Source organism: Pseudomonas phoenicis, assembly GCF_047302395.1.
Taxonomy (GTDB): Bacteria; Pseudomonadota; Gammaproteobacteria; order Pseudomonadales; family Pseudomonadaceae; genus Aquipseudomonas.
The window spans coordinates 2,458,576-2,477,799 of sequence record NZ_CP154852.1; the positions used below are offsets into that span (position 1 = coordinate 2,458,576).

The 19,224-nt window shown below is 64.5% G+C and carries 21 protein-coding genes; 12 read left to right on the plus strand and 9 right to left on the minus strand.

Annotated elements, in window-relative coordinates; all coding sequences use genetic code 11:
* The first annotated feature begins 103 nt into the window (after nt 1-103).
* Together AA0Z93_RS11050 and hemH are read left to right on the plus strand one after the other, a co-directional pair.
* Nucleotides 104-1,009 carry a TIGR01777 family oxidoreductase gene (locus tag AA0Z93_RS11050; RefSeq protein ID WP_413048898.1) on the plus strand — a complete coding sequence of 302 codons (906 nt, stop codon included), beginning with the start codon at nt 104-106 and terminating at the stop codon, nt 1,007-1,009.
* A gap of 14 nt (nt 1,010-1,023) precedes the next feature.
* Nucleotides 1,024-2,040, plus strand: a complete 1,017-nt coding sequence (gene hemH / locus AA0Z93_RS11055) for a ferrochelatase (RefSeq protein WP_413048897.1) — start codon at nt 1,024-1,026, stop codon at nt 2,038-2,040.
* Between the two features lie 57 nt (nt 2,041-2,097).
* Here the strand turns inward: hemH and AA0Z93_RS11060 are convergent, their stop codons facing one another.
* Both AA0Z93_RS11060 and upp read right to left on the minus strand, forming a co-directional pair.
* Entirely contained in the window at nt 2,098-3,372 is a 1,275-nt protein-coding gene (locus AA0Z93_RS11060; protein ID WP_413048896.1) for a uracil-xanthine permease family protein, read from the minus strand.
* A 2-nt stretch (nt 3,373-3,374) separates the two neighbouring features.
* Nucleotides 3,375-4,013, minus strand: coding sequence for a uracil phosphoribosyltransferase (upp, locus tag AA0Z93_RS11065; RefSeq protein ID WP_296265666.1), 639 nt, complete (start codon nt 4,011-4,013; stop codon nt 3,375-3,377).
* Between the two features lie 164 nt (nt 4,014-4,177).
* Here upp and AA0Z93_RS11070 point away from each other — a divergent pair, with 164 nt between their 5' ends.
* From AA0Z93_RS11070 to AA0Z93_RS11080, 3 genes are all read left to right on the plus strand, one after another.
* Entirely contained in the window at nt 4,178-4,735 is a 558-nt protein-coding gene (locus AA0Z93_RS11070; protein WP_296265668.1) for a hypoxanthine-guanine phosphoribosyltransferase, read from the plus strand.
* 119 nt (nt 4,736-4,854) lie between these two features.
* Complete coding sequence (locus tag AA0Z93_RS11075; protein ID WP_413048895.1) at nt 4,855-5,325, plus strand: hypothetical protein; 471 nt, start codon at nt 4,855-4,857, stop codon at nt 5,323-5,325.
* A 70-nt stretch (nt 5,326-5,395) separates the two neighbouring features.
* Nucleotides 5,396-5,686 (plus strand): PA4642 family protein, encoded by a 291-nt coding sequence (locus AA0Z93_RS11080; RefSeq protein ID WP_413048894.1) that lies wholly within the window; start codon nt 5,396-5,398, stop codon nt 5,684-5,686.
* Between the two features lie 67 nt (nt 5,687-5,753).
* Here AA0Z93_RS11080 and mqo read toward each other — a convergent pair whose 3' ends face one another.
* Nucleotides 5,754-7,259: a malate dehydrogenase (quinone) gene (gene mqo / locus AA0Z93_RS11085; protein WP_413048893.1), complete on the minus strand. Its 1,506-nt coding sequence runs from the start codon at nt 7,257-7,259 to the stop codon at nt 5,754-5,756.
* 597 nt (nt 7,260-7,856) lie between these two features.
* Nucleotides 7,857-8,090: a hypothetical protein gene (locus tag AA0Z93_RS11090; RefSeq protein ID WP_413048892.1), complete on the minus strand. Its 234-nt coding sequence runs from the start codon at nt 8,088-8,090 to the stop codon at nt 7,857-7,859.
* A gap of 144 nt (nt 8,091-8,234) precedes the next feature.
* Here AA0Z93_RS11090 and AA0Z93_RS11095 point away from each other — a divergent pair, with 144 nt between their 5' ends.
* On the plus strand, nt 8,235-8,819 hold the full coding sequence (locus AA0Z93_RS11095; RefSeq protein WP_413048891.1) for a YajG family lipoprotein: 585 nt from the start codon (nt 8,235-8,237) through the stop codon (nt 8,817-8,819).
* Nucleotides 8,820-8,875: 56 nt separating this feature from the next.
* Here the strand turns inward: AA0Z93_RS11095 and AA0Z93_RS11100 are convergent, their stop codons facing one another.
* Both AA0Z93_RS11100 and AA0Z93_RS11105 read right to left on the minus strand, forming a co-directional pair.
* Entirely contained in the window at nt 8,876-9,082 is a 207-nt protein-coding gene (locus AA0Z93_RS11100; protein ID WP_413048890.1) for a hypothetical protein, read from the minus strand.
* 106 nt (nt 9,083-9,188) lie between these two features.
* Nucleotides 9,189-10,358, minus strand: a complete 1,170-nt coding sequence (locus tag AA0Z93_RS11105; protein ID WP_413048889.1) for a 1-acyl-sn-glycerol-3-phosphate acyltransferase — start codon at nt 10,356-10,358, stop codon at nt 9,189-9,191.
* 125 nt (nt 10,359-10,483) lie between these two features.
* On the opposite strand from AA0Z93_RS11105, the gene AA0Z93_RS11110 reads away from it, so the two are divergent.
* The 4 genes from AA0Z93_RS11110 (at nt 10,484) to AA0Z93_RS11125 (ending at nt 12,468) form a co-directional block, all read left to right on the plus strand.
* The gene (locus AA0Z93_RS11110) at nt 10,484-10,669 is read left to right on the plus strand and encodes a CPXCG motif-containing cysteine-rich protein (protein WP_413048888.1); all 186 of its coding nucleotides are present in this window, start codon (nt 10,484-10,486) and stop codon (nt 10,667-10,669) included.
* The gene (locus AA0Z93_RS11115) at nt 10,669-10,929 is read left to right on the plus strand and encodes a putative signal transducing protein (protein ID WP_413048887.1); all 261 of its coding nucleotides are present in this window, start codon (nt 10,669-10,671) and stop codon (nt 10,927-10,929) included. The genes AA0Z93_RS11110 and AA0Z93_RS11115 overlap by 1 nt, the downstream gene beginning before the upstream one ends.
* Nucleotides 10,930-10,944: 15 nt before the next feature.
* Entirely contained in the window at nt 10,945-11,565 is a 621-nt protein-coding gene (locus AA0Z93_RS11120) for an SOS response-associated peptidase (RefSeq protein ID WP_413048886.1), read from the plus strand.
* Nucleotides 11,566-11,652: 87 nt separating this feature from the next.
* Nucleotides 11,653-12,468 carry a M48 family metallopeptidase gene (locus tag AA0Z93_RS11125; RefSeq protein ID WP_413048885.1) on the plus strand — a complete coding sequence of 272 codons (816 nt, stop codon included), beginning with the start codon at nt 11,653-11,655 and terminating at the stop codon, nt 12,466-12,468.
* 69 nt (nt 12,469-12,537) lie between these two features.
* Here the strand turns inward: AA0Z93_RS11125 and AA0Z93_RS11130 are convergent, their stop codons facing one another.
* The 3 genes from AA0Z93_RS11130 to AA0Z93_RS11140 form a co-directional block, all read right to left on the minus strand.
* Nucleotides 12,538-13,122, minus strand: coding sequence for a TMEM165/GDT1 family protein (locus AA0Z93_RS11130; protein ID WP_413049029.1), 585 nt, complete (start codon nt 13,120-13,122; stop codon nt 12,538-12,540).
* 252 nt (nt 13,123-13,374) lie between these two features.
* Nucleotides 13,375-14,373 (minus strand): methyltransferase, encoded by a 999-nt coding sequence (locus tag AA0Z93_RS11135; protein WP_413048884.1) that lies wholly within the window; start codon nt 14,371-14,373, stop codon nt 13,375-13,377.
* Between the two features lie 54 nt (nt 14,374-14,427).
* The gene (locus tag AA0Z93_RS11140; RefSeq protein WP_413048883.1) at nt 14,428-15,393 is read right to left on the minus strand and encodes a 2-hydroxyacid dehydrogenase; all 966 of its coding nucleotides are present in this window, start codon (nt 15,391-15,393) and stop codon (nt 14,428-14,430) included.
* Nucleotides 15,394-15,898: 505 nt separating this feature from the next.
* Here AA0Z93_RS11140 and AA0Z93_RS11145 point away from each other — a divergent pair.
* Both AA0Z93_RS11145 and AA0Z93_RS11150 read left to right on the plus strand, forming a co-directional pair.
* Complete coding sequence (locus AA0Z93_RS11145) at nt 15,899-17,785, plus strand: DUF1302 domain-containing protein (protein ID WP_413048882.1); 1,887 nt, start codon at nt 15,899-15,901, stop codon at nt 17,783-17,785.
* 24 nt (nt 17,786-17,809) lie between these two features.
* A complete protein-coding gene (locus AA0Z93_RS11150) occupies nt 17,810-19,174 on the plus strand; it encodes a DUF1329 domain-containing protein (RefSeq protein WP_413048881.1) in 1,365 nt (454 codons plus the stop codon).
* Nucleotides 19,175-19,224: the final 50 nt, after the last annotated feature.

Below are 19,224 nucleotides of genomic sequence, written 5' to 3' on the forward strand. Positions count from 1 at the left end.
CCGCCATAAATTCCAGCCTGATTGATCAATCAGTAAGCGTTGGGTCAAACGAGCATGGTGGTCTTGAGCATGGACCACAGCTGTACAACACGAGGACACTGCGATGCATATCCTACTGACCGGCGGTACGGGGCTGATTGGTCGACACCTTTGCCGCTTCTGGAGCGCCCAAGGCCATCGTTTGACGGTCTGGAGCCGCTCGCCCCGGCAGGTGGAAAAACGCTGCGGGCCTGGCGTGCGTGGGGTCGCGCGGCTGCAAGACATCGCCGACGACGAACCGCTGGACGTGGTGGTCAACCTGGCAGGGGCACCGATCGCCAGTCGACCCTGGACCAGCATGCGCCGGGTGGAGCTGTGGAACAGCCGTATCACGTTGACCGAACAGCTGCTGCGCTGGCTCGAGGGCCGGACGCAGCGCCCCGAAGTGTTGGTATCGGGTTCGGCGGTCGGCTGGTACGGCGATGGGGGCGAGCGCGAATTGACCGAAGCCTCGGCGCCGGTCAAACCCGATTTCGCCAGCCAGCTTTGCGTCGCCTGGGAAGAAACCGCCTCGCGCGCGCAGGGTTTGGGCATACGTGTGGTGCTGGTGCGCACCGGTTTGGTGTTGGCCAGCGACGGCGGTCTGCTGGCGCGCCTGCGCTGGCCATTCAAACTGGGCCTTGGCGGGCCGATCGGCAACGGTCGGCAGTGGATGCCGTGGGTACATGTGGACGATTACGTGGCACTGGTCAACTTTCTGGTGCGAAACCGCGATGCCAGCGGTCCGTATAATGCCTGCGCGCCAGAACCTGCACGCAACCGCGACTTCAGCCAGTGTCTGGGGCGTGCGTTGCACCGGCCGGCCTTCATGCCGCTGCCGGCCCCATTGCTCAAGCTCGGCCTGGGTGAACTGTCGGTACTGCTGCTGGGCGGTCAACGGGCCTACCCGGCACGGCTGCTGGAAGCGGGTTTCAGTTTCAGCTACACCGATCTGCAACCGGCCTTGGACGACCTGTCCAAGGCTCTCTGACATTAGGATGCTGCATGACCGATCACGCCTTGCTGCTGGTCAACCTGGGCTCTCCAGCCTCGCCCTCGGTAGGTGACGTACGCCGTTACCTGGACCAGTTCCTCATGGACCCTTACGTGGTCGACCTGCCTTGGCCGCTGCGCCGCCTGTTGGTGTCGCTGATCCTGATCAAGCGGCCCGAGCAGTCGGCCCACGCCTATGGCTCGATCTGGTGGGACGAAGGCTCGCCACTGGTGGTGCTGACCCGCCGCTTGCAGACCGCCATCACACCGTACTGGCCACACGGCCCGGTGGAAATCGCCATGCGCTACGGCCAACCGGCGCTGCCCGAGGTGTTGGCGCGTCTGGCCGCGCAAGGCGTTCGCCAGGTCACCTTGGCGCCGCTGTATCCACAGTTCGCCGACAGCACCGTCACCACCGTCATCGAGTTGGCCAGACAGACCATCGATGAGCACGAACTGCCGTTGCAGATGCGCGTGCTGACCCCGTTCTACGACGATCCGAGCTACATCGAGGCCCTGGCCGATAGCGCCAGACCTTACCTCGACCAGGGTTACGACCACCTGCTGCTGAGTTTCCATGGCCTGCCCGAACGCCACCTGAAGAAACTCTTTCCCAAAGGCACCCGGCATGACCTGCGCGCCGCGCAGTGCTGCGTAGATGCCAGCCCGCAAGTGCGCGCGGTGTGCTACCGCGGTCAGTGCCTGGCTACCGCCGCTGCCGTGGCCAAGCGGTTGGGCATTGCCGACGGCAAATGGTCGGTGTCGTTCCAGTCGCGCCTGGGCCGCGACAAATGGATCGAGCCTTACACGGAAAACCGCTTGGACGAGTTGGGCAAGGCTGGGGTGAAGAAATTGCTGGTCATGTGCCCGGCCTTCGTCGCCGACTGCATCGAGACTCTCGAAGAGATCGGCATGCGCGGCAGCGAGCAGTTCGTCGAAGCCGGCGGGCAGGAGCTGGTGCTGGTGCCGTGCCTGAACGATGACGCACGGTGGGCGCAGGTGTTGGCGGGGCTCTGCGAGCGGGCCTGAGCCTAGAAACGACGAACCGGCCTGGAAGGGCCGGTTCTATCAGGTGTTGCCTGACGATCAGGGCAACTGGTCGTCCAGCGTCTTGTTCTTCCAGCCGTCGTTGCCCGGCAGGATGAGGTTCAGCGCAATGGCGACCACCGCGCACAGCGCGATGCCCTTCAAACCCCAGTCGTCCGGGCCGTCGCCGCTGCCGATGAGCACGCCGCCGATGCCGAACACCAGGGTCACCGAAACGATCACCAGGTTGCGCGCCTCGGCCAGGTCGATCTTGTGCCGGATCAGGGTGTTCATTCCCACCGCGGCGATCGAGCCGAACAGCAGGCAGAGGATGCCGCCCATGACCGGTACCGGGATGCTCTGCAGCAGCGCACCGAACTTGCCGATGAAGGCCAGGGTGATGGCGAACACCGCCGCCCAGGTCATGATCTTCGGGTTGTAGTTCTTGGTCAGCATCACGGCGCCGGTCACTTCGGCGTAGGTGGTGTTGGGCGGGCCGCCGAACAGGCCGGCAGCCGTGGTGGCCAGGCCGTCGCCAAGCAGCGTGCGGTGCAGGCCAGGCTTTTTCAGGTAGTCGCGGCCGGTCACGCTGCCTACCGCGATCACGCCGCCGATGTGCTCGATGGCCGGCGCCAAAGCGACCGGCACGATGAACAGGATCGCCTGCCAGTTGAAGGCCGGCGCGGTGAAGTTGGGCAGCTCCAGCCAAGGCGCAGCGGCGATCTTGGCGGTGTCGACCACGCCGAAGGCGAACGCCAATGCGAAGCCCACCAGCACGCCCGAGATGATCGGCACCAGGCGGAACATGCCCTTGCCGAACACCGCCACCAGCAACGTGGTGAGCAGGGCCGGCATGGAGATCAGCATGGCCGTCTGGTACGGCATCAGCGCCGTGCCGTCACCGCTTTTGCCCATCGCCATGTTGGCGGCGATCGGCGCCATGGCCAGGCCGATGGAAATGATTACCGGGCCGATCACCACCGGCGGCAGCAGGCGGTCGATGAAGCCGGTACCTTTGACCTTCACCATCAGGCCCATGAAGGTGTAGACGAAACCGGCCGCCATCACGCCGCCCATGGTTTCGGCCAGGCCGAACTGCCCCTTGGCGAGGATGATCGGCGTGATGAAGGCGAAGCTCGATGCCAGGAACACCGGCACCTGACGCCCGGTGACCAACTGGAACAGCAGCGTGCCGATGCCTGCCGTGAACAACGCGACGTTGGGGTCCAGGCCGGTGATCAGCGGCATCAGCACCAGGGCGCCGAATGCCACGAAGAGCATCTGCGCGCCCGAAACGACCTGGCGCCAGAGCGGGTCGTCGAAGCCGTCCTGCATGGTCAGGCGTCCTTCTGCTTGGTGCCGAAGATCTTGTCGCCGGCATCGCCCAGGCCTGGCACGATGTAGGAGTCTTCGTTCAGACCCTGGTCGATCGAGGCGGTGAAGATGCGCACGTCCGGGTGGGCCTTTTCGACCGTGGCGATGCCTTCCGGGGCGGCCACCAGCACCATGGCGCGGATGTCCCGGCAGCCAGCGCGTTTGAGCAGGTCGATGGTCGCGACCATGGAATTGCCGGTGGCCAGCATCGGGTCGATGATCAGGGCCAGGCGCTGGTTGATCTCCGGCGCGAGTTTTTCCAGGTAGGTGTGGGCTTGCAGGGTCTCTTCGTTGCGCGCTACGCCCACGGCACTGACCTTGGCGCCCGGAATCAGGCTGAGCACGCCATCGAGCATGCCGATGCCGGCGCGCAGGATCGGCACCACGGTGATCTTCTTGCCGGCGATCTTCTCGACCGGCACCTTGCCGCACCAGCCGTCGATTTCGTAGGTTTCCAAGGCCAGGTCCTGGGTGGCCTCATAGGTCAGCAGCGCGCCGACTTCCTGGGCGAGTTCGCGAAAATTCTTGGTGCTGATGTCGGCGCGGCGCATGAGGCCGAGCTTATGGCGGATCAGCGGGTGGCGGATCTCACGAGTGGGCATAGAAGGAGGGCTCCGGAAGGCGGGCAAAAAAACCGCGCTAGATTAATCTATTCAGCTCGGCATGTCGTCCAGCATTGTGGACGTTAGTGCAGATTCGCTTGATCTGCGGCGAACGGATGCGTACCTTTGCCCGCTTTTCCATTTCCACGCCCCTGGAGCGCGCCATGTCCGCTGATCTCGAGCATATCCGTCAAGTCATGCACGAGGCTGACTGCCTGTACACCGAAGCCGAAGTGGAAGCCGCCATCGCCAAGGTCGGCGAGCACATTTCCCGCGAACTGCACGACAAGAACCCCGTGGTGTTCTGCGTCATGAACGGCGGCCTGATCTTCGCCGGCAAACTGCTCACCCACTTGCAGTTCCCGCTCGAAGCCTCGTACCTGCACGCCACCCGCTACCGCAATCAGACCAGCGGCGGCGAGCTGTTCTGGAAGGCCAAGCCGGAAGTCTCGTTCATCGACCGCGATGTGCTGATCGTCGACGACATCCTCGACGAGGGCCATACCCTGGGCGCCATCGTCGACTTCTGCAAGCATGCCGGCGCTCGCGCCGTGCACACCGCCGTGCTGATCGACAAGGACCACGACCGCAAGGCGCGGCCCGAGCTCAAGGCCAACTTCGTCGGCTTGCCATGCATCGACCGTTACATCTTCGGCTATGGCATGGACTACAAAGGCTACTGGCGCAATGCCAATGGCATCTTTGCCGTCAAAGGGATGTGATGTTTCGCCAGCCCGGTCCGCCGGACGTCTCCGCGCACCGGGCTGGCCCAGCATTACGCGTGTGAATCGGCGCGCGATGGGGTGTGCTAGGCTGGCGGCTCATGCCAAGGAGCCTTCCAATGCGCGCACTCGTTCCGCTGCTGCTGGCCGTCAGCCTGCCGTTATCCGCCGCGCCCCTGCATAGCCAGTTCCTGCCCCCGGACGATCAGTCCCTGCGTGAACAGGCGCCCAACGCCCAGCAGTTGCTGCAAGTCACCGACTATACGGTGGTGGTCGGGGCGCAGCGGCAGTCCGACCAGCAGCCGATTCCTATCACCTCCAGTCTGCAGATCGCGCTCAAGGGCAAGCCGCTCAACAAAGGCGCCACCCTGAGTCAGGTGCTGCTGACCTTCGATGCCGAAGGCGGCAAGAGCCTGAAAAAGCCGCTCTACGATCCAGCCTCGCGGCGCTTGACCCTGACCTACCCGGTCAGCGACTACCGGGTGATCATGGACCTGCTGCGCAACGAGACCGTCTACGTGCAGTTCCTCACCTACGACAACGGCCACATCTGGGCCGACTTGCACACCGGCATGGTACGTACGCGTTGAGGGCGATCGGCGCGCAGGGTTACACTGCGGCGCTTTGACGTTCTGTGACCGAATTCAGCCGGAGCCTTTGATGCGTAAAGACAAGAAGCAGGTAATTGGTGATGAGATCAGCGATGAGTACATCAAGGCCTTTTTGCAGTTCGAGCCTGCCGATGGCGTGACTTCGCCCTCGCTGCACAAGCTGGTCAAGGCCTACCGCGGCCTGCGCATCGACGACTTCGAGCGTTTCGTCGGCTTCTTCGTCGAAGCCGGCTTCGATCTGGACGGCAAGGACGCGCAAGGCCAGACCTTCGCCGAGCAGATCGCCGACCAGCGCACGGCGCCCGAATACATCGAGATCATCGACAAAGCCCGGCGCTGAAGTTTCGCGGCCACAAAGCAGCACCCAAAAAAAACGCCCCGAAGGGCGTTTTTTTCATGCAGACGGATCAGGCATAGTCCTGCGCCGGATGGGTCTCCACCATACGCAGCGTGGCATCGTTGTCTGCGCTGATGCGCCGGTACAGCGCGGCATCGGTGGCCAACGCTTTCTCGCGGGCCGGGAAGATCGCTTGCAGCTTGGCCGCCCAAGCACCCTTGGCCTGATCGGGGAAGCAGCGCTCGATCAGCTCGAGCATGATCGACACCGTCACCGAAGCGCCAGGCGAGGCGCCGAGCAGGGCCGCCAGGCTGCCGTCCTGGGCTGCGACCAGTTCGGTGCCGAACTGCAGCACGCCGCCTTTTTTCGGATCTTTCTTGATGATCTGCACACGCTGGCCTGCCACTTCCAGACGCCAGTCTTCGGCCCTGGCCTCGGGGTAGAAGCGGCGCAGCGATTCCAGACGCTGCTCCATCGACTGCATCACTTCGCTGACCAGGTATTTGGTCAAATCCATGTTGTCGCGGGCCACCGCGAGCATCGGGCCGATGTTGCCCATGCGCACCGAGAAGGGCAGGTCGGTGAACGAGCCATGCTTGAGGAACTTGGTGGTGAAGCCGGCATAGGGGCCGAACAGCAGCGAGGTCTTGCCGTCCACGACGCGGGTGTCGAGGTGCGGCACCGACATCGGCGGCGCACCGACCGCGGCCTGGCTGTAGACCTTGGCCTGGTGCTGGCGAACGATGTCCTGGTTGTCGCAGCGCAGCCACTGGCCGCTGACCGGGAAGCCGCCGTAACCCTTGCTTTCCGGGATGCCCGAGGCCTGCAACAGCGGCAGCGCCGCGCCACCGGCGCCGAGGAAGACGAAACGGGCATCGACCTCGCGACTGCCGCCGCCGTTGACGTCCTTGACGGTCACCGTCCAGCCGCTGCCGTTGCGCCGCAGGCCGGTCACCTTCTTGCTGTACTTGACCTGCGCGTCCTGGGTCTGGCCCAGGTGCTTGAGCAGTTGGTTGGTCAGGGCGCCGAAGTTGACGTCGGTGCCTTTCATGACGCGGGTGGCGGCGATGTGCTGGTCGGCCGGGCGGCCTGGCATCATCAGTGGCATCCACTGCTGCATCACGGCCTTGTCTTCGGTGTATTCCATTTCGGCGAAGGCATGGTGTTGCTTGAGCAGTTCGAAGCGCTTCTTGAGGAAGGCGATGCCCTTGTCACCTTCGACGTAGCTCAGGTGCGGAATCGGGTTGATGAAATCGCGGGGTGCGCCGAGGCTGCCGTTCTTGATCAGGTACGACCAGAACTGCCGCGAGACCTCGAACTGCGTGTTGATATGCACGGCCTTCTTGATGTCGATGCTGCCATCGGCCGCTTGCGGGGTGTAGTTCAGCTCGCACAGGCCCGCGTGGCCGGTGCCTGCGTTGTTCCAAGGGTTGGAGCTTTCTGCGGCCCCCGAGTCCATGGCTTCGACCACTTCCAGCTTGAGGGTGGGGTCGAGCTCCTTGAGCAGTACGGCCAGGGTGGCACTCATGATGCCTGCGCCTACCAGTACCACATCAACCGATTCGTTCTGCGCCATTACCGCGTCTCCACAATCTACAGCACCTAATTGACAGCACAGGATTCCCGGGATGCCAGGATCGCCATGTCCGACGTTTCGCAGTTCTTGCAATGCTCGCCGACACCGCCAATAAGCCCTTACGTTCGTCTATTGAACGCTTTTTGCCCTGCCTGCGGCAATTCGACTTATGGTCAAGGTGCCCTGCGTGCGTTATGCACCGGCCTCGGCGCCCACTTTCGATGGGCACGTCGGCCGCCTGTTCGGCGCTGATGGAGACGCTTCTACCGCGTGTACACATGCCAGACTGTTCATTGCTCGCCACACTCTTGTGAAGTAGTGAATAACCCGTTTTTCACGTCCTTTTGGAAACGTGAACCTCAAAAGGCGAGCTGCGCGCTGGCAACCCGCAGGTCCATGTGCGACCGCGCCTGGCAAATTGCAGGCGACAGCCACCGTGGCCTGAGTGGAAGGCTCTCTGTGGGCGAGGCGGTGTAGGTGCCGAGGTAAACGGCGGATGCGGGGGCCCGATCAGGAGACGTCCTTATAATCGGGGCCAGATTATAGCCAGGTCGTGGGCAGAAAAGTCGCCCGAAAGGGATTTTATTGCGACGTTTGTCAGGCGGGGAGACTGTGTGGCTGCCAATGCCCGTTTGCATTGCGGCAAACCCTGGCGCTTTGCGGCAAGGGCCGATCCAGCCAGGCCAGGCGCATTTCCATGACCTCGACCCACGTGCCGGTATCGGGGCGGGCGGCGCATTGCTTGAAGGCCAGGCAACGACCCTGGGCGTCGAGACGAACATAGGTGCGGCGACGTGGGCGCTTGAACAGCAGGTTCCAGAGCGAGGTCATGGCAGCGATTCCTGTCGGGGGTGGCTGCAAGCGAGGTTAGCCTCAGCCGGTTAAAGCATTGTGACAAGTGCATCGGGCCAATGGCTGGCCGCTCGGGGCGTGCGTATACTGTCGCCCTTTGCGGCCTTTTCTGGAGAAACGCGCATGTTGCAACGTCTGTTGTTCGGTTTGATCGCGGTAGCCGGCCTCGGCCTGGCCGGATGTGCCCACAGCCCGCAGCAACTCAGCCCGCAGCCCAAGATCACCGCCGCGTTGGCGCCCGTCGGGCACGGCCAGCCTGTGGTGGTGAGGGTGGTCGACGGCCGATCCTCGCCATCGCTCGGCACGCGTGGTGGCATGTACCCGGAAACCAGCACCATCAGCGTCAGCGGCAACGACGTGCTGCCCAAGCTGCAAGCCCAGGCCGAAGCGGCCGTACGCCTGTTGGGCTTCACACCTAGCGCCGGCTCGTCCAACGCGCCCAAGCTGACCGTGACCCTGGCCGAGCTCAAGTACCAGTCACCCAAGGACAAGATGTACGTGACCGAAGCCACCATCGGTGCCACCTTCCGTGCCGACGTGGTCAACGGGGGTCGCAACTACAGCGGTCGCTACGGCGCTTCGCTGGATCAGCGCTTCGGTATGGCGCCGAACCAGGACACCAACAACAAGCTGGTCGGCGATGTGCTCAGCGATGCGCTGACGCGTCTGTTCAAGGACCAGACCATCAGCCAGATGCTGGCCCAGTAAGTCAGTCCTTCTGCATGGAAAAAGCCCGCGATCGCGGGCTTTTTCGTGGCTGCGATTCAGGCCGCCTGCACGTGCAGGTCCAGCACGCTGATGCCGGTCAGCAGATCCACGTCGGGCAGGTCCTCGTGGCTATGACCGCCCAGGGCGCAATACACCAGCCACTGGCGGTCCTGGACATTGATGGCGAAGCCGTCGATCAATGCCTGCTGTTCGTCGCTCTGGGCGATCAGGTAGAGGCGGTCCTGGTTCTGGGCGTGCAGCATGGTCACACTCCGTTTCGAGAAGGCCGATAGCCTGGCCTCTCTCAATGACGAGCGTGTGACAGCGGAAATTCAAGCCCCCGGTCGCCTTGACCGGGAGCGCTGGGGTTCAGCAGGCCACGGCGTTCTGCTGTTTGACCTGGTACTGGTTGCGCACGGGCGTGGCGTATTGCAGCACCAGGTAAGGCCGCTGCTCGACCGGGCAGGCCTCCAGACGGGCTTGCCATTGGGCCTTGGCCTTCTCCAGTTCGTCGGCCGGGAATACCTGCTCGGCGCCGGGCACCTGCAAGGCCTCGTCCCTGTCGGCCCACATGGCGTAGGCCAGGTAGTGCACCGGGAACAGGCGATAGCCGCCGAGAATATCCCGGTCGATGGCCTGGGCCAGTTGCTTGGTGTCTTCGTGGTAGGCGGTGACCGGCGGCGCGAAGTGGATGTGCACCCGGCCTTTGTAACCGGTGATGCCCAGGCCGATGCTGTTGTCGTCTTCGCCTGGCGTCTTGCTGTAGCTGCCGGTCGTCGCGCGGATGTACAACTCGCGGGCCTTTGCCAGGTCGCAAGGGTCGTATTCGTAGCTGATCGACACGGGGATCAGGTTCAGGCTCTGGATCACGGCGCCGAAGGGTTCGTCCTTGCGGCTCATGTGGAACATCTTGAGGATCGCCGAATCGGTACGGTCGTCGCCGTCCTTGGCCCGGCCCTCGGCCTGGGCGATCCAGATCGAAGCGCCGTCGTTGCGGATCGAATGGTTGATGTAGGCCGACAGCAACTGAAAGGCCGCGAGCTTTTCCCGGCGCCCGCTCAGTGAGCGGTGCACGATGAAACTCTTGTTCAGGCGCATCATGTCGCTGACGAAGGGCCGCTGCAGCAGATTGTCGCCGATGGCGATGCGCGGCGTCGGCAGGCCGGCATGGTAGACCGCGTAGTTGACGAAGGCCGGGTCCATGACGATGTCGCGGTGGTTGGCCAGGAACAGGTACGGCGTGCCGGACTTGAGCTGCTCCACACCGGTATAGGTCACGCCATCGGTGGCGTTGTCGATGGTCTGGTCGACATAGTGCTCGACCTTGTCCTGCAAGGTCGACACACAGGTGACGCCAGCGAACTGCTGGCGCAGGCGGCGGGCGATCAGCGGCTTGAGCAGCCAGCCGAAGGCACCGGCGGCGCGTGGGAAGCGGTAACGGGTAAGGAGGTCCAGAAAGGCCGGATCGCTGAGCAGGCGCGCCAGAACGGCAGGGACTTCAGCGTCGTCATAGGGTCGGATGGCATCGAATTCGCCCATCATGCTCTCTTGTTGGAAACGGCTAAGGTGATAGAGGCAGGGCAGGGCCCGAGAAATGGCTCGGTCGCCCGCAGGCCCTGCAGACAGAACGGCGATTATACGCACAAGTCCATAGGGAGACCGCGATGCTGGAAGAGGATGGGTACGATTGCCCGTATTGCGGTGAGTCGGTGCAAACCCTGGTCGACCTGTCGGCCGGGGATCAGGTGTATACCGAAGACTGCCAGGTCTGTTGCCAGCCGGTGGTGTTCGTGTTGCAGGTCGACGGCGACCAGTGGTGGCTCGAAACCCGACGCGAGGACGACGCCTGATGCAGCGCATCTACGAACCGGAAAACCTCATGGAAGCGCAAATGCTGATCGGCATGCTGGCCAGCGAGGGAATCGACGTGTTCCTCGCCGGGCGCGACCTGGTCGGCGCCACGGGCGAAGTGCCGATCCATGGCCTGCTAGGCCTTGCCGTGGCCGACGAGCAGGCCGGTTACGCACGGCAGCTGATCGATGCGTACAATGCCGCCCAGCCCATGCCGGGCGACGAACCGGACAGCTATCCCGGTACGCTCATCTGCTAGGTTCTCGTATTTCCCATGTCTGGACGTTACGCGCTGTTCCGCTGGTCCCCCTCATTCGCCGCGCTGCCCGGTTTTCCCGGCGACCAGCAGCCGCACTGGAACATCGCCCCCGGTGCTTCGGTGCTGATCCAGCGCCGTCTCGACGGCGAACCGTCGCTCGCCCGTGCCCGCTGGGGGCTGACCCCGCCCTGGCTCACCGACATGACCCGTACCCCGGCCCACGCCCGCGCCGAAACCCTGGCCGACCAGCCGATGTTCCGCGAACCCTTCGCCCAACGTCGCTGCCTGATGCCGGCCAACGGTTTCTACGAATGGCGCGGCAATGTGCGCAAGCGTCCCTATTGGCTGACCTCGGGCGAGGGCGCGACGCTGTACATGGCCGCCATCTGGGAAGCCTACCCGGTGCAGGAACAGGTCTGGCTCAGCTGTGCGATGGTCACCCAGGCGGCGATGAGCCAGCGCCGGCCGCTGCTGCTCGATGCCGCCGGCCAGGCCGCCTGGCTCGACGCCGAGACACCGCTGGCGCGCTTGCAGGAGTTGCTCGCGCAACCGCCGGCCACGCTTCGGGAACGCGCCCTGGCCAACCTGGTCAATGATCCCAACCTCGATGCGCCGCAGTGCCTGACACCTGCTTGAGCGTGCATCGGCAAATTCGCCAACCAGACCCTAGCGGCGCCCCACCTGTGCGCCTAGGATAGGCGCCACGTAAAAAGGAGTTTCTCAATGCGTAAGATCTTTCTCGTCAGCCTGCTGAGCGCAGGCGTCGTGCTGGGCGGCTGCCAGGCGGTGAACACCACCTCGGGCGACTCGGTGGGCGTGCAACGCAAGCAATACATGTTCAGCATGCTCTCGACCGACGAAGTCAACCAGATGTACGCCCAGTCGTACCAGAAGACCCTCAGCGAAGCGTCGAGCCAGGGCGCTCTGGCCAAAAACACCGCCGATGCGCGTCGCGTCCAGGCCATCGCCGACCGGCTGATCGCCCAGGCGCCGAAACTGCGTCCCGATTCGGCGCAGTGGAAGTGGGAAGTCAACGTGATCCAGAGCGACGAGCTCAATGCCAACTGCGGCCCCGGCGGCAAGATCATCGTCTACACCGGGCTGATCGATAAGCTCAAGCTGACCGACGACGAAATCGCTGCGGTCATGGGCCATGAGATTGCCCACGCCTTGCGCGAGCACGGCCGCGAAGCCATGTCCAAAGCCTATGGCGTGCAGATGGCACGTAATGGCGCCGGCGCCTTGCTCGGCCTGGGCGAGGGCAGCTTGGCCATGGCCGACACCGTGGTCAACTACGCCATGACCCTGCCCAACAGCCGTGCCAACGAGAACGAGGCCGACCTGCTCGGCCTGGAACTGGCGGCCCGTGGCGGCTACAACCCCAACGCTGCCATCACCTTGTGGAACAAGATGAGCCAGGCTTCCGAAGGTTCGCCGCCCGAGTTCATGAGCACTCACCCGGCCTCGGAAAGCCGGATCGCCGCGCTGCAGGCGGCCATTCCGAAGGTGATGCCGCTGTACCAGGCGGCGAAGAAGTAACAGACCCGCCAGCTCGCGTTGGGGCAGGTCTGCACGTCAGACCCGCCCCAACCGACACCTGCGGCGCGATCAGCCCACCCAGCCGCTGGTCTTCATCGCCGAATACACCGCCACCAACGCCAAGACCACGAATGCCGTCGCCGCCAGGCGCCGAATCAGCGTCAGCGGCAGCTTGTCGGCCGCGAAATTGCCCGCCAGCACTACCGGCACGTTGGCGATCAACATGCCCAGCGTGGTGCCGATGATGACCATGATCAAATCCGGATACTGCGCCGCCAGCATGACCGTGGCCACTTGGGTCTTGTCGCCGATCTCGGCCAGGAAGAAGGCGATCAGGGTGGTCAGGAACGGGCCGAAACGCCGTGTGTTGCCGGCCTCGTCGTCGTCCATCTTGTCCGGCACCAGGGTCCACAACGCCGTAGCGGTGAAGCTGGCGGCCAGTATCCAGTGCAGCACCGCTTCGCTGAAGAAACTGCTGAACCAGGCGCCCACGGCACCGGCGGCGGCATGGTTGGCGAGGGTGGCGGCGACGATGCCGGCGATGATCGGCCAGGGCTTGCGGAAGCGCGCGGCGAGAATGAGGGCGAGCAGTTGCGTCTTGTCGCCGATTTCGGCGAGGGCAACGATGGCGGTGGGGACCAGCAGGGATTCCAACATCAGGGTTCCTACGGGGGCGGGTCGACACGGCTATGACACGTACGACCTCCCCGCCCCGGGTAAGGTGTGCGTGTCATAGGTCTTGTCAAACCCTGGACCCGTCTGTGCGGGTCCTTGGGTCGCACGCGCCATGGTCGGAGGACCAAGCATGTTGACGCGTACCGGGCGAGCGCTGGGCTCGCGGGAGACTACTCCCCTAGGACGGAGCGGATTCTGCCTAGGCCGAGCGCATTCGGCAAGCGCTGATTGTCAGCGGCGCGTTGCCTGGTAAATGCGGAAGCCGGCGTCTTCGGTGAGGACGGCGCAGTTCCCCAAAGCGGCTTCGATCAGCGGTTTGTAACGTAGGAAAGTGTTGGCGACCAAGCGCATTTCGCCGCCTTTTCGCAGATGTTCGCCTGATTTTTCCATCAAGGCTTCCGAGGCGCGGTAGTCCGTGTGGACCCCGGTGTGGAACGGCGGATTGCTCAGGATCAGGTCCAGTTCGACCGGCGCATGGTCGATGCCGTCGCCACTGATGACGTCCGCATCCAGACCGTTGGCCGCCAGCGTCAGACGGCTGCTGGCCACGGCGAAGGCGTCGACGTCCAGCAGCGTCACCTGGCTTTCGGGGTAGCGGCGCTTGACGATTGCACCCAGCACCCCGGCTCCACAGCCAAAATCCAGGACCTTGCCGGTCGGCAATCCGTCCAGATGCTGCAACAGCAGCGCCGTGCCGCGGTCCAGGCGGCCATGGCTGAACACGCCGGGCAGGCTGAGCACCTGCAACGGGCCGTCGGCCAGCGGCAGTTCGAAGCGCTGGGCCAGATCGTTCAGCACCGGCGCGACAGGGGCCTGTTCGACGCTGACCTGCCACAGCTGGCAGTGGCGGGCACTGTCGAGCTTGCGCGCAGTGCCGAAGGCTTTCAGGGTCTTGGCAGCGCCTTCGATGCCGCCGCGTTTTTCGCCGACCAGGAACAGTTCGCGTCCGGGCAGCCGCGCGGCGAGCGACTCGAGCAGGTAACTGGCCAGCTCGCGGGACTTGGGCAGAAACACCACCGCCGCTGCGAAGTCCACTGCCGGTACCTCGGTGCCATAGTGGCTGCGCCCGGCGAAGCGGCTGTCGAGCAGGGCATGGTCGCCGGCGTGCCAGGTCCAGCCCTGGGCGTTGGGCAGGCGACCGAGCAGGTCGTCCGGGGCGACCCCTGCGATCAGCAGCGGGCCTTGGAACAGCTCTGCCTGACGGAGCAACACTTCACTGCGCGGGTCCATGGACGGCGTCTCCTGGAAAAAAGCGCGGAGTGTAACAGAGCCGCGCGAGCGCCCTCAGCCCACCGTACGGCGCGGCTGCCCGGCGAAGAACGCCTGGGCGTTCTCGGCAAGCTGGCCGACGATGCGCTGCCGCGCCTCTACCGCACCCCAGGCCGAGTGGGGCGTGACGATCAAGCGTGGAATGTCGCCAGCCAGCAAAGGGTTGCCGTTGACGGGGGGTTCGACGCTCAGCACATCGGTCGCCGCTCCGCCCACGTGGCCGCTGCGCAGGGCGTCGGCCAGCCCCTGTTCGTCGATCAGTCCGCCACGTGCCGTGTTGACCACCAGCGCGCCCGGTTTGAGCAAGGCCAGCTCGGCAGCCCCGAGCATGTTTCGCGTCTGCTCGGTGAGCGGGCAATGCAAGGTCAGCGCATCGACCTGCGGCAGCAGTTCGGCTAGCGGCAGGCGGTCGTCACGGGCTGGACGGCCAGGTACCTGGCCACTGAGCACACGCATGCCGAAGGCTTCGGCCAGGCGCGCCACCGCACCGCCCAACTCGCCATGGCCGAGCAGGCCGAGGGTCTTGCCTTCGAGTTCGAGGATGGGGAAGTCGAGCAAGCAGAACTGCTTGGCACTGGCCCAACGGCCATCGGCGACCGCGTGTTGGTAGTCGCACAGGCGCGTGGCCAAGGCCAGGAGCAGGGCCAGGGTGTGCTGGGCGACCGACGGTGTGCCGTAGCCCTGGCAGTTGCACACCGTGACACCCTGGGCGCGTGCGGCTTTGAGGTCGACATTGTTGGTGCCGGTGGCGGCCACCAGAATCAGTTGCACCTGCGGGTTGGCGGCCAGCACGTCGGCGTCGATCACCACTTTGTTGGTGATGACCACCTTGGCGCCCTGTAGACGCTGCGCGACCTCGTCTGGCGCAGTGGCGTCGTGCAGACGCAGCTCGTCGAAGGCGCTGGACAGCGGAGCGAGGTCGAGATCGCCCAGGTCGAGGGAGGCAAGGTCGAGAAAAACGGCGCGACGCAGACTGGGCATGGGTGGCTCCGGTGGTCGGTTGGAAGGGCAGGGGGTGTCAATCAACCTGAAGGGGGTGGGGGTGTCAAGGCGGGCAACAGGCGGCGGACAAGGCGCGTCGGGGGGATCAAGCGCAAATGCCCATCGATTTGCGGAGGCGCTCGAGGCCTTTATCGGACACCGACTTCGGCTGGTCGCGCAGGGCCGTTCAGCGGGGCGGTGCATTGCGCTCGGGCGTGTGATCGGCACCCAGGCTGGGCATAATGCGGCACCGCGTGCGGCAACTGAGTGGCACCTTGCCATTGTGTAGAAATCAGCCATGCTTCATTGCGCCCAGGCCCGCTCGCCTGTAGCGCCGAAAGGTGGATGTACAGCTCGCGTCTGGGGCACCTGGGCCGCTGCACGGGCTGGCTTCAGTCTCGGCAGGGGATGTTCGCAAGCGGATGAAGCGCCTGCGCCTGAGCATGCCTGGACCATCGCTGAACGCACTCGTTGCCATAACAAGAAACGACACGGAGTAGGGTCGATGAAATCTGCCAACATCCTCTGGCGCCGGGCCAAGTTGCCCCTGGCTGCCAGCCTCGCTTCAACCCTTGCCGGCCCTGCGTTCGGGGTCAACTTCAACATCGGCGAGATCGAGGGCCAGTTCGACTCGTCGCTGTCGATCGGCGCCAGTTGGTCCACGGCCAGCCCCAACAGGAACCTGATCGGCGTCAACAACGGCGGCAAGGGCCTGTCGCAGACCTCCGACGATGGCCACCTGAACTTCAAGCGCGGCGAGACCTTCTCGAAGATATTCAAAGGCATCCACGACCTCGAACTCAAGTACGGCGACACCGGCGTGTTCGTGCGCGGCAAGTACTGGTACGACTTCGAGTTGAAAGACGAAGGCCGCGAGTTCAAGGACATCAGCGACTCCAACCGCAAGGAAGGCGCCAAGTCGTCGGGCGCCGAACTGCTCGACGCCTTCGTCTACCACAACTATTCGATCGGCGATCAACCGGGTTCGGTGCGTTTCGGCAAGCAGGTGGTGAGCTGGGGCGAAAGCACCTTCATCGGCAACGGCATCAACGCCATCAACCCCATCGACGTGTCGGCCTTCCGTCGGCCCGGCGCCGAGATCAAGGAAGGGCTGATTCCGGTCAACATGTTCTACGTGTCGCAGAGCCTGACCGACAACCTGTCCGCCGAAGCCTTCTACCAGTTGGAATGGGACCAGACCGTGGTGGACAACTGCGGCACCTTCTTCTCCCAGGCCGACATCATCGCCGACGGCTGCGACGGCAACCTGCGCGTGCTCAACAGCAGCCGTACCTTGCCGGCCGCCGCCCGGGGCTTTCTCGCCAGCCAGGGTGTGAGCGCCAACGAAGAGGGCGTGCTGGTGCGCCGCGGCGCGGATCGCGATGCCCGCGACAGCGGCCAGTTCGGCGTGGCCTTGCGCTACATGTTCGAGCCGCTGGACACCGAGTTCGGCGCCTATTTCATGAACTACCACAGCCGTGCGCCGATCTTCAGCGCCACCGGCGCGCCGGTCTCGGCGTTCCGCGGCGTGGGCGGCCTGCCGGCGGCCTTGCGGCCCTTGGCCCCCTTGGTCATCGCCGGGAGCTCGCAATATTTCGTCGAGTACCCGGAAGACATCCGCCTGTACGGCCTGAGCTTCTCCACCACGCTGCCCACCGGTACGGCCTGGAGCGGGGAGGTGAGCTACCGGCCCAATGCACCGGTGCAGCTCAACACCACCGACATCCTCTATTCCGGGGTACGGCCATTGGGTGGAGCGCTGAGCAACGCCTCTCTGCTCAACGGCGTGCCGGGCCAGGACCTGCACGGCTACCGACGCAAGGAAGTGACCCAGTTCCAGACCACCCTCACGCACTTCTTCGACCAGGTGATGGGCGCAAGCCGCATGACCCTGGTCGGGGAATTGGGCGTGACCCACGTGGGCGGGCTGGAAAGCGCCTATGACACCCGTTACGGCCGCGACCCGGTGTTCGGCCCCGGCCCCTTGCCGGCCACCGGCGGGCAGGACACCTGCCAGGCGCTCAACGCCAGCACCATCGCCGGGGCGGGCGCAGGCGCGTCCACGGCCAACCTCAACCGCAAGTGCGAGAACGACGGTTACACCACCAGCACCTCATGGGGTTACCGCACGCGGGTGATCTGGGAATACCCGGACGTCTTCGCCGGGGTCAACCTCAAGCCCAGCGTGGCCTGGTCCCACGACGTGTCCGGCTATTCGCCAGGCCCTGGCGGCAATTTCGAGGAAGGCCGCAAGGCCGTCAGCCTGGGGGTGGACGCCGAGTACCAGAACACCTACACCACCAGCCTGTCCTACACCAATTTCTTCGACGGCAAGTACAGCACCGTGGATGACCGCGACTTCGTCGCCCTCAGCTTCGGCGTGAACTTCTAAGCACTCGATCGGGATGACAAACGCATGAAGACTTCCTCACGCTTGTTTTGCGCCGGTGCCCTCGGCCTGTCCTTGCTCAGCAGTAACGTCCTGGCGGCCGTTTCCGCCGAAGAAGCGGCCAAGCTCGGCACCACCCTGACGCCCATGGGCGCCGAGAAAGCCGGCAACGCCGATGGCTCGATCGGGCCTTGGGAGCCCTTGTCCAAGACCGCCGGCAGCGTCGACGGCAAAGGTTTCCTGGCCGATCCGTACGGCAGCGAGAAACCGCTGTTCACCATCACCGCGCAGAACGTCGAGCAATACAAGGCCAAGCTGTCGCCCGGCCAGTTGGCGATGTTCAAGAGCTACCCTGACACCTACCGGCTGCCGGTGTACAAGACCCACCGCGGCGCCACGGTACCTGACGAGGTGTTCGCCGCGATCAAGCAGAACGCCACGAACACCAAACTGGTCGAGGGCGGCAACGGCCTGCAGGATTTCCAGACCGCGATTCCCTTCCCTCTGCCCAAGTCGGGCCTGGAGGTGATCTGGAACCACATCACCCGTTACCGCGGCGGCAGCGTCACGCGCCTGGTGGCGCAAGTGACGCCGCAGCAGAACGGTTCCTACAGCGCCGTGTCGTTCCAGGACCAGTTCGTCTTCCGCGACCGCCTCAAGGATTACGACCCGGCCAACCCGGGCAACGTGCTGTTCTACTTCAAGCAGAAGGTCACCGCGCCCGCCCGCCTGGCCGGCACGGTGTTGCTGGTCCACGAGACCCTCGACCAGGTCAAGGATCCACGCAAGGCCTGGATCTACAACGCCGGCCAGCGCCGCGTGCGGCAGGCGCCGCAGGTGTCGTACGACGGGCCGGGCACGGCGGCCGACGGCCTGCGCACCTCCGACAACCTCGACATGTTCAACGGCGCCCCCGACCGCTACGACTGGAAGCTGGAGGGCAAGCAGGAGCTGTACATCGCGTCCAACGCCTTCAAGCTCGATTCGCCCAGCCTCAAGTACGAGCAGATCGTCAAGGCCGGGCACATCAATCAGGACCTCACACGTTACGAACTGCGCCGCGTGTGGCACGTGGTCGCGACCCTCAAGCCCGGCCAGCGGCACATCTATGCCAAGCGCGACTTCTACATCGACGAAGACACCTGGCAAGCGGCGGTGATCGACCAGTACGATGGCCGCGGCCAGCTGTGGCGGGTCTCGGAAGCCCATGCGCAGCCCTACTACAACGTCCAGGTGCCGTGGTACACCCTGGAGGCGATCTACGACCTGCAATCCAAGCGCTACCTGGCCTTGGGCATGAAGAACGAAGAGAAGCGCGCGTACGACTTCGGCTTCAGCGCCAACAAGAGCGACTTCCAGCCAGCGGCCCTGCGCCAGGACGGCGTGCGTTGAAACCAGCGCTGCTGGGGCCGGCGAACGCTTGACGGGATTCCTGTTGGGGC